Origin of the sequence: Dietzia sp. CW19 (genome assembly GCF_014145265.1) — a bacterium.
Taxonomy (GTDB): Bacteria; Actinomycetota; Actinomycetes; order Mycobacteriales; family Mycobacteriaceae; genus Dietzia; species Dietzia natronolimnaea.
The window spans coordinates 11,515-11,731 of sequence record NZ_JAALEE010000565.1; the positions used below are offsets into that span (position 1 = coordinate 11,515).

At 65.9% G+C, this 217-nt stretch carries 1 pseudogene; it reads right to left on the minus strand.

The features are described 5' to 3' along the window. Positions 1–193 (minus strand): annotated as a pseudogene (locus G6021_RS16845) (conjugal transfer protein); the annotation flags it as partial. Positions 194–217 lie beyond the last annotated feature (24 nt).

A 217-nucleotide genomic window follows, 5' to 3' on the forward strand; every position in this document is an offset into this window, starting at 1 on the left:
CGTCGGAGCTGGCGCCGGGGGCCAGGCCTTGAGGGTCGAACACCCACACCTCGCCGAAGTGTTCACGCAGCTGGATCGTCTCGTCGATGAGGTCGCGCTTGCAGCTCGTGGCCACCACCAGACCCGGGGCGTTCCAGATCTCCGGAATGGCCTTGCTGGTGGTCTTGCCCTCTCGCGGCGCCCACAAGTTCAACACGTTGTCCTCGGTGCCCGACAT